Raw genomic sequence first — 8,054 nt, 5'->3', positions numbered from 1 at the left:
CAGCGGCGGCGGGGCGAAGGAGGCCGAAGCCGCGGCTGCCGGCCCTGGAGCCCTGGGCCGGCGGCGCCCTGGAGCCGGACGGGGACTACGACGGGCTGGAGTTCCGGGAACGGGACCTGAGCGGGCAGGACGCGCGGGGCGCCCGGTTCATGGACTGCGCGCTGACGGGCTGTGTGCTGGACGAGACGGCGCTGGCCAGGGCCCGGGTGCTGGACTCGGTCCTGACCGGCCTGCGCGGGGTCGGCACCGGGCTCGCGGAGTCCACGTTCCGCGATGTCGAGCTGGTCGACGCGCGGCTGGGCGGCACCCAGATGCACGGGGCGGTGCTGGAGCGGGTCGTGGTCCGGGGCGGGAAGATCGACTTCCTGAATCTGCGCGAGGCCCGGCTGAAGGACGTCGTCTTCGAGTCCTGTGTGCTGGTCGAACCGGACTTCGCGGGGGCGCGGCTGGAGCGGGTGGAGTTCAGCGACTGTGCCCTGAAAGGAGCCGACTTCGGCAGCGCGACGCTGGCGGACGTCGATCTGCGCGGCGCCGCGCCCCTGGAGATCGTCCGGGGCCTGGACCGCCTGTCCGGCGCGGTGATCGGAACGGGCCAACTGCTGGACCTGGCCCCGCTGCTGGCGGCGGAGCTGGGCATACGGGTGGTGGACTGAGCCACGGCGGCCGGGGCGGGCCTCAGGCGTGGGCGGGCTTGCCGTCGCCGTACAGCCAGTCCTTCCAGATCGTGCGGAAGTCCTTGCCCGGGGCCTTCTTCTCCACGTATCGCACGAAGCCGGCGGTGTCGGCGGTGCCGTGGCGGTGGGCGGCGGCCCAGCCCTGGACGATGTCGTAGAAGGTGTCGTCGCCGACGGTCTGGCGGATCTTGTGCACGACCATCGCGCCGCGCTGGTACACGGGCGCGTCGGAGATGTGCGCGGCGCTCGTCGGCCGGGCCGGCGGGAAGGCCCAGAGGTCGTCGGGGCCGCCCTCGTAGAGGCTGGTGAAGGTCTCCTGGGCGGTGGGCCCGTCGTGGTCCTCGTCGTAGAGCCACTCCGCGTAGGTCGCGAAGCCCTCGTTGAGCCACATGTCCCGCCAGGACGCGGGACCGACCGAGTCGCCGTACCACTGGTGGGCGAGTTCGTGCACCAGGGTGGAGACGTCGGGCGGGCCGGGGAAGACGGGGCGGGTCTGGGTCTCCAGGGCGTAACCGGCGTCGCCCGGGCGGTCCACGATCGCGCCGGCGGAGGAGAAGGGGTACGGGCCGAAGTTGTACTCCGCCCAGTCCAGGATCTCGGGGATCCGCGCGAGCACGCCGGCGCTCGCCTTGGCCTGGCCCGGGTCGACGGCGGTGACGATCGGCAGGCCGTGCGGGCCGGTGGTGCGGGCGATGTCGAAGCGGCCGATGGCGACGGTGGCGAGATAGCTCGCCATGGGCTGGGCCGACTGCCAGCGGTAGGTCGTGCGGCCGCCCTTCGTGGTCTGGTCCACCTGCTCGCCGACCGAGACGGCCTTGAGGTCCTCGGGGACGGTGACCGCGATGTCGTAGGTCGCCTTGTCGGAAGGGTGGTGGTTGCCGGGGAACCAGGCCATGGAGCCGACGGGTTCGCCGAGGGCGAGGGCGCCGTCGGCGGTGGGCAGCCAGCCCTCCTTCGAGCCGTCGGGGTCGGTGAGGGTGCGCGGGGTGCCCGAGTAGCGGAGGGTCGCGCGGAAGGTCTCGCCCTTGCGGAGGCCGGTGTGCGGGCGGACGGTGAGCTCTTGCCCGGTGCGGTTCCAGCGGGCCTGCTCGCCCTCCACGCGCACGGAGTCGACGCGCAGTCCGGCGAGGTCGAGGTCGAACGCGGACAGGTCCCGGGTGGCCCGGGCGGTGATGACCGCGGTGCCGGTGAGCCGGCGGGTGGCCGGGGTGTAGTCCAGGGCGAGGCCGTAGTGCCCGACGTCGTAGCCGCCGTTGCCGGCCTTCGGGAAGTACGGGTCGCCCACGCCGGGACCGCCCGGGGCGCCCCGGACACCGGCGTCGCACGCGGTGCCGGTCAGGGCGAGGGCCAGCAGCGCCGCGACGGCCGGGACAAGGCGTACCGATCTGGACATGCCGGCGATCTTAGGCGGGCGGGGCGCCCGGCGGTGGGGCGCCGGCGGGTGGGGCGTGCCGACAGCTCAGAAGATCTGGATGGACGTGATGTTCGGCGGCCGGGTGGGGTAGGTCACGATGTTCCAGCGGCTGATCTTGACGGTTGAGCCGTTGGCGTCGTTCATCTGGATGTCGTTGTTCCCGGTGGAGATCTTGTCCACCCAGGCGCCGGCTCCGAGACTCATGGTCCCCGCGTTGGCGGCGCAGTATTCGAAGGGCCCGTTGCCGCCGGCAATGATCGGACGGCTGTAGTGGCCCCAGATGTGCAACAAGTCGTCACTGGTGCAAGGCGTCTGGTTCATGGCGTGCGCGGCGTTCACCGGAGTCGCGACGGCGAGGCCCGCGGTCAGTAACGCTACGGCTAACAGGTTCCGGGTGGTCTTCCTGGCGGTGGGCACGATGAGACATCTCCCTGAAGGGTCGGGCACGCTGCGTGAGCCGGAGTTCATCCCGAACGGTGAGGCAACTGCCCGGTCGGGCGTGACAGTCGGCCCTTGTGCGCTTCAATCCTGGCGCAGGGCTGTGTCGGCCGGACCGGCACGCATGGTTTTTTACCTTCCCGTTACACGGGTCGGCAGAGCAGGGCCGTGGGGTGTACGGCGGGTGGAACCAGGTGGGCGTGGGGGTGTCCGGACGGACCGGCGGCGGTTCCGGGCGGGACGGCGTGACACCATCTCCCCGTGCTCGACATCGGCTATGCCCTCTCCAACCGGTTCCCGGACCCGCCCCAGACCGACTACCGGCGCGCGGACGCGCACGCGCTGCGGCACGACCTGTTCTGCGGGGACGTCTATCTCGCGGACACCGAGACCGACCGGGAGCTGTCCACGGCCTGGGGATGGGTGCCGGTGCTGGACTTCGCGTGGGCGCTGTGCGACATCGCCGAGCAACTGGACCGGGACCCGATGGGCTCCCGGGCCGCCCGGCCGCAGCGGGCGGAGCTGGACTTCACCGAGTCCACCGACCGGATGCTGTTCGAGCGCCGCTTCGGCTGGGTCGACATCACCTCGGACTGGACCCCGGCCGAGGAGCCCCCGCTCTCCTTCTCCCACGCCGAACTGCGCCGGGAGGCCCGGGACTTCCTGCACGACCTGCTGGCGGACCTCACCGACATGCACGAGGACCTGGCGGAGAACCCGGTGATCTGGACCCTCCAGGCCCGCTTCCCCCGGCTGCCGTAGGGCGTCGGACAGGAGAGCGCCCCCTCCGGCTCACGGCATCCGGAGGGGGCGCGTCGGACGTGCCGTTACTTGTCTCCGTACCCCTTGCCGGAGTCGCTGTCGCCGTCCGCGGCTCCGCAGCCCGTGCCGGAGTCGCCGTGGCCACCGGAGTGTCCGTAGCCGTCGTCGCCGTAGCCGTGGTGGCCGGGCTCGCAGCGGCTGTTGCCGAGCCGGACGGTGATGCCGTCCTCGGCGTTGTCCTCGGTCAGCTCGTGCGGACCGCTGACCGGGTCTTCGGGCAGCCGGTAGCCCTCGGGTACAGCGACCTCGCGCACGTAGTACTCGCCGAGCGGGAGGTCGTCGAAGGTGCAGTCGCCCCCGGCGTCGGTGGAGCAGCGCCGGCCGATGCGGGTGTCGGGGCCGGTGCCGGAGGTCTGGAGGCCGGGAGTTCCGTTGGTCTCCTTCCACAGCTCGAAGACCGCGCCCGCGAGGGGCTTGCCGTTCTGGGCATCGGTCTTCTTGATCTTGAGGGTGCCCTCTGTGTCCGGTTCCTCGGTCCGGGTGTTCACGGCGGTGGTCTGGACGCCGTCGTCGGCGTTGGCCTCGGTCAGGACCAGGGGGCCGAAGACGTTGGGGTCGGGGAGGTCGTAGCCGTTGGGGGCCGCGGTCTCGCGCCAGTAGTACGTGCCGGGTGTGACGGTTCGTGTGCACAGGCCGGCTGTGCCGGTGGTGCAGGTGCCGCCGATCTGGGTGTCGGGGTCGGCGCCGCCGGTCTGGAGGCCGGGGATGTTGTTGGTCTCCCTCCACAGCTGGAACACGGCGCCCGCGAGGGGTCGGCCGGTCTGGGCGTCGAGCTTGTTGACGCGGACTTCGCCGGTGGTCGGCTGGGGTTCGTCGGTGCGGGTGTTCTCGGCGGTGGTCTGGACGCCGTCGTCGGCGTTGGCCTCGGTCAGGACCAGGGGGCCGAAGACGTTGGGGGTGGGGAGGTCGTAGCCGTCGGGGGCCGCGGTCTCTCGCCAGTAGTACGTGCCCGGCTCCACCGTCCGCGCGCACACTCCGTCCGTGCCGGTGGTGCAGGTTCCGCCGACGCGGGTGTCGGGGTCGGCGCCGCCGGTCTGGAGGCCGGGAGTGTCGTTGGTCTCCTCCCAGAGTTCGAACACCGCGCCCTCCAGCGGCTGTCCGGTCTGGGCGTCGGTCTTGTTGACGCGGACTTCGCCGGTGACGGGTTGGGGTTCTTCGGTGCGGGTGTTCGTGGCGGTGGTCTGGACGCCGTCGTCGGCGTTGGCCTCGGTGAGGGTCAGGGGGCCGAAGACGTTGGGGGTGGGGAGGTCGTAGCCGTCGGGGGCCGCGGTCTCTCGCCAGTAGTACGTGCCGGTCTCCACCGTCCGTACGCACAGGCCGTCCGTGCCGGTGGTGCACACCCCGCCGACCTGGCTGTCGGGGGTGGCGCCGTCGGTCTGGAGGCCGGGGATGCCGTTGGTCTCCTCCCACAGCTCGAACTTGGCGCCCGCGAGGGGATCGCCGGTCTGGGCGTCGGTCTTGTTGACGCGGACTTCGCCGGTGACGGGTTGGGGTTCTTCGGTGCGGGTGTTCGCGGCGGTGGTCTGGACGCCGTCGTCGGCGTTGGCCTCGGTGAGGGTCAGGGGGCCGAAGACGTTGGGGGTGGGGAGGTCGTAGCCGTCGGGGGCCGCGGTCTCTCGCCAGTAGTACGTGCCGGTCTCCACCGTTCGTGCGCAGAGGCCGTCCGTGCCGGTGGTGCAGGTGCCGCCGACGCGGGTGTCGGGGTCGGCGCCGCCGGTCTGGAGGCCGGGCGTGCCGTTCGTCTCCTCCCACAGCTCGAATTCCGCGCCCGCGAGCGGGTCTCCGGTCTCGGCGTCGGTCTTCTCGACGCGGACCTCACCGGTGACCGGCTGCGGCTCGCCGCCGCAGTCCGGCAGGTCGCCGTCGAACGGGTACGAGTGGAACTCGACGCCCGTCTGTGGGCTGGTGTGGGTGAGCGAACCGGTGGTCAGGAAGCGGCCGTTCACACCGGGGAGCGACACCGTGGTCATGGACGCCTGCCGGCCGACCAGGACGCTGCCCTGGAACTGGCCCGTGCCGGTCAGGTTCACCGAGGTGGCGTCGGGGAAGTTCCACAGCAGGCGTTCGCGGTAGGCGTTGAGCGGGTCGGTGGCGTCGTCGATGCCGCCGCTGTAGGTGTTGACGACCCGGTTGGCGCCGATGAGGTTGACCAGGACCGTCGCGTCGTCGGGGATGTTCGCGAAGGCGATGCCCTGCTGGCCCCCGCCGGGACCGGCGAGGTCGAAGTCGACGTTGAACACCTGGAGCGCGGAGGTGCCGTCGCCCGTGAACAGCGTCTGGTAGCCCTGGTTCACCGCCGTACCCGTGGCCGGCCGGGGCGCCCCGTCCACGCGGGCGTAGCACTGGCTCGCGGCGGTCAGCTGGTCGCGCAGCGGCAGGTACGGCTGGGCGGCGTCCGGGTCGTGGACGAGGGTTCCCTCCACCGTGCCGGTCACCGTGCCGCCGTACCGGACGACCCCGCCCTCGGCGAGCAGCCGCTGGCCGGGGGCGACGGTGATGTCGCCGCCGGTGGTCAGGAAGTCCGCGCCGTCGGGCGGTGGCACCCGCGAGCCGACGCCGACGATGCCGACGTTGTAGACGGAGCTGCCCCCGGTGTCCTTGGCCATGTCGAAGTCGTCCAGGACGACGATCCGGCCCTCCGCCTCCGCGGCCCTGCCCCGGACGAGGAAGTCGTTGCCGACGAAGATGTTGATGCCGTTGTCCCGGCCCGCGAAGGGGCTGTTGTTGATGCCCGGGAACGGGTCCGGGCAGTCTCCCGGGACGCAGGGGCCGAGCCCGCCCGGCAGCGGGGCGGCCTGGGCCTGGCCGGCTCCCACACCGAGGATCAGGGCGGGGGCCAGGCCCGCCACGAGTGTGCAGGCGAGGCCGGCCCGGCCCAGACCGGACCGGAGAGCCGCCACACGGTTTCCGATGGAATGCATGCCCACAGGCTTCGCCGCCGGGACCGGCGCGGCGGGGACGACATTCCCGGACCGGACGGCTGTCACGCGGACGGCCCGCACACGTTCGGCCCGTCCGACGCGACATCCGTACCGGGCGGGTGTAAGAGAACGCCCGGTACAAAAACCGGTGCCGGCCGGGTTTCAAACGCTCTGACGGGGAGCCCGCCCTCGCCCTGAGGCGGTGCCGGCGAAGGCCGGCATCAGGCTTCCGTGGCTCCGCACCCCGGTGTCCCCGCCGAGAACCGCCGCTGGGTGGTCCGGCCCGGCGACTGCAACGTGCTTCAGCCCCCCGTCCTCCGCGATCTCCTGAAGGACGGGCGGGCCCTCCGCGAGCGGCTTCCCGGCCGTCCGGCGCGGCTTCCATGCCACGTGGCCGCGGAGAGGTTCGGAGCCCGACAGGGATGTGTACCCGTACTGGCTCGACGACCCGGGCGTGAAAAAAAGACCCCCCGAGGGGGAGTTGGGGGGTCTTCAGGTGTTTCGGCGGGCCGAGGACCTGCTGTTCCGGGTCGGAGCCCGCTGTCAGACGTTGACGCCGAAGTCCTGGGCGATGCCGACCAGGCCCGAGGCGTAGCCCTGGCCGACCGCGCGGAACTTCCACTCCGCGCCGTTGCGGTACAGCTCGCCGAAGATCATGGCCGTCTCGGTGGCCGCGTCCTCGGACAGGTCGTAGCGCGCGATCTCGGCGCCGCCGGCCTGGTTGACGATGCGGATGTAGGCGTTGCGGACCTGGCCGAAGTTCTGGCCGCGGTTGTCGGCGTCGTAGATGGACACCGGGAAGACGATCTTGTCGACGTCGGCCGGGAGCGCGGCCAGGTTGACGTTGATCGCCTCGTCGTCGCCGGCGCCCTCGCCCGTGCGGTTGTCACCCGTGTGGACGATCGAGTTGTCCGGGGTCTGCTTGTTGTTGAAGAACACGAAGTGGGCGTCCGAGTAGACCCTGCCCTGCGTGTTCACCGCGATGGCGGAGGCGTCCAGGTCGAAGTCCGTGCCGGTGGTGGTGCGGACGTCCCAGCCGAGGCCCACGGTGACGGCGGTGAGGCCCGGAGCCTCCTTGGTGAGCGAGACGTTGCCACCCTTGGACAGGCTTACAGCCATGTTGGGAGTCCCTTCCTTGGATACCCGTGCATCTCTGTGCACATCTGTGCCGACGAAGCTTGCCGACGAAGCTACTGTCACCTGGCACAACGACGCGGGGGGTGCCGTCGGTTCCTGATGGCTTTACCTTTTTTACCGAGCCCGGGCCGAGGTTCCGCCGGGCCGGTCCGGGAGCCGGAAATACAGGTGACGTGCGCCGCTGCGGGGCGGGAACATGGAGGACATGTCCGGGCCCTATCTCATCCGTGGTTCGGTCTCGCTGCCCGAGGCCGAGCTGATGTGGCGTTTCTCCAGGTCGTCCGGGCCCGGCGGACAGCACGTCAACACCAGTGACTCGCAGGTGGAGCTGCGCTTCGACCTCGCGCGCACCGAGGCGCTCCCGCCCGTGTGGAAGGAGCGGGCGCTGCACCGGCTGGCCGGGCGCCTGGTGGACGGGGTGGTGACCGTACGGGCCTCGGAGCACCGCTCGCAGTGGCGCAACCGGGAGGCCGCCGCCGTACGTCTCGCCGCGCTCCTCGCGGAGGCCACCGCGCCCCCGCCCAGGCCGCGCAAGCCCACCCGCGTCCCGCGTGGCATCAACGAACGCAGGCTGCGCGAGAAGAAGCAGCGCTCGGAGACGAAGCGGGGCCGGTCGAGCCGCGACTGGGGGTAGCGGACGGGCCGCCG

At 71.7% G+C, this 8,054-nt stretch carries 7 protein-coding genes; 3 read left to right on the top strand and 4 right to left on the bottom strand.

All coding sequences use genetic code 11. From position 1 onward, the window contains the following. Positions 1-653 (top strand): pentapeptide repeat-containing protein (locus H5J33_RS16035; RefSeq protein ID WP_258565140.1); only part of this gene is annotated, 653 nt, incomplete at its 5' end. Positions 654-675: 22 nt separating this feature from the next. Here the strand turns inward: H5J33_RS16035 and H5J33_RS16030 are convergent. Continuing rightward, entirely contained in the window at positions 676-2,067 is a 1,392-nt protein-coding gene (locus H5J33_RS16030) for a M1 family metallopeptidase (protein ID WP_181795582.1), read from the bottom strand. Positions 2,068-2,133: 66 nt separating this feature from the next. Then, complete coding sequence (locus H5J33_RS16025; protein WP_309485415.1) at positions 2,134-2,505, bottom strand: beta/gamma crystallin domain-containing protein; 372 nt, start codon at positions 2,503-2,505, stop codon at positions 2,134-2,136. Positions 2,506-2,787: 282 nt separating this feature from the next. Between H5J33_RS16025 and H5J33_RS16020 the strand changes: the two genes are divergently transcribed. Then, positions 2,788-3,288 (top strand): hypothetical protein, encoded by a 501-nt coding sequence (locus H5J33_RS16020; protein WP_181795581.1) that lies wholly within the window; start codon positions 2,788-2,790, stop codon positions 3,286-3,288. A 65-nt stretch (positions 3,289-3,353) separates the two neighbouring features. Here H5J33_RS16020 and H5J33_RS16015 read toward each other — a convergent pair whose 3' ends face one another. Then, positions 3,354-6,269 carry a SpaA isopeptide-forming pilin-related protein gene (locus tag H5J33_RS16015; RefSeq protein WP_181795580.1) on the bottom strand — a complete coding sequence of 972 codons (2,916 nt, stop codon included), beginning with the start codon at positions 6,267-6,269 and terminating at the stop codon, positions 3,354-3,356. Between the two features lie 543 nt (positions 6,270-6,812). Then, on the bottom strand, positions 6,813-7,388 hold the full coding sequence (locus H5J33_RS16010) for a TerD family protein (RefSeq protein ID WP_181795579.1): 576 nt from the start codon (positions 7,386-7,388) through the stop codon (positions 6,813-6,815). A 214-nt stretch (positions 7,389-7,602) separates the two neighbouring features. Here H5J33_RS16010 and arfB point away from each other — a divergent pair, with 214 nt between their 5' ends. Then, positions 7,603-8,040 (top strand): alternative ribosome rescue aminoacyl-tRNA hydrolase ArfB, encoded by a 438-nt coding sequence (gene arfB, locus H5J33_RS16005; RefSeq protein WP_181795578.1) that lies wholly within the window; start codon positions 7,603-7,605, stop codon positions 8,038-8,040. The last annotated feature ends 14 nt before the right edge of the window (positions 8,041-8,054 follow it).

Source organism: Streptomyces sp. WELS2, from assembly GCF_013870595.1.
GTDB lineage: Bacteria > Actinomycetota > Actinomycetes > Streptomycetales > Streptomycetaceae > Streptomyces.
This window is presented reverse-complemented; position numbering and strand designations above follow the sequence as displayed.

What these genes read in the sequence shown, in the direction of transcription:
- H5J33_RS16030 (WP_181795582.1), bottom strand. Translation starts at nt 2,067, where the DNA reads ATGTCCAGATCGGTACGCCTTGTCCCGGCCGTCGCGGCGCTGCTGGCC.
- H5J33_RS16010 (WP_181795579.1), bottom strand. Translation starts at nt 7,388, where the DNA reads ATGGCTGTAAGCCTGTCCAAGGGTGGCAACGTCTCGCTCACCAAGGAG.
- arfB (WP_181795578.1), top strand. Translation starts at nt 7,603, where the DNA reads ATGGAGGACATGTCCGGGCCCTATCTCATCCGTGGTTCGGTCTCGCTG.
- H5J33_RS16015 (WP_181795580.1), bottom strand. Translation starts at nt 6,269, where the DNA reads ATGCATTCCATCGGAAACCGTGTGGCGGCTCTCCGGTCCGGTCTGGGC.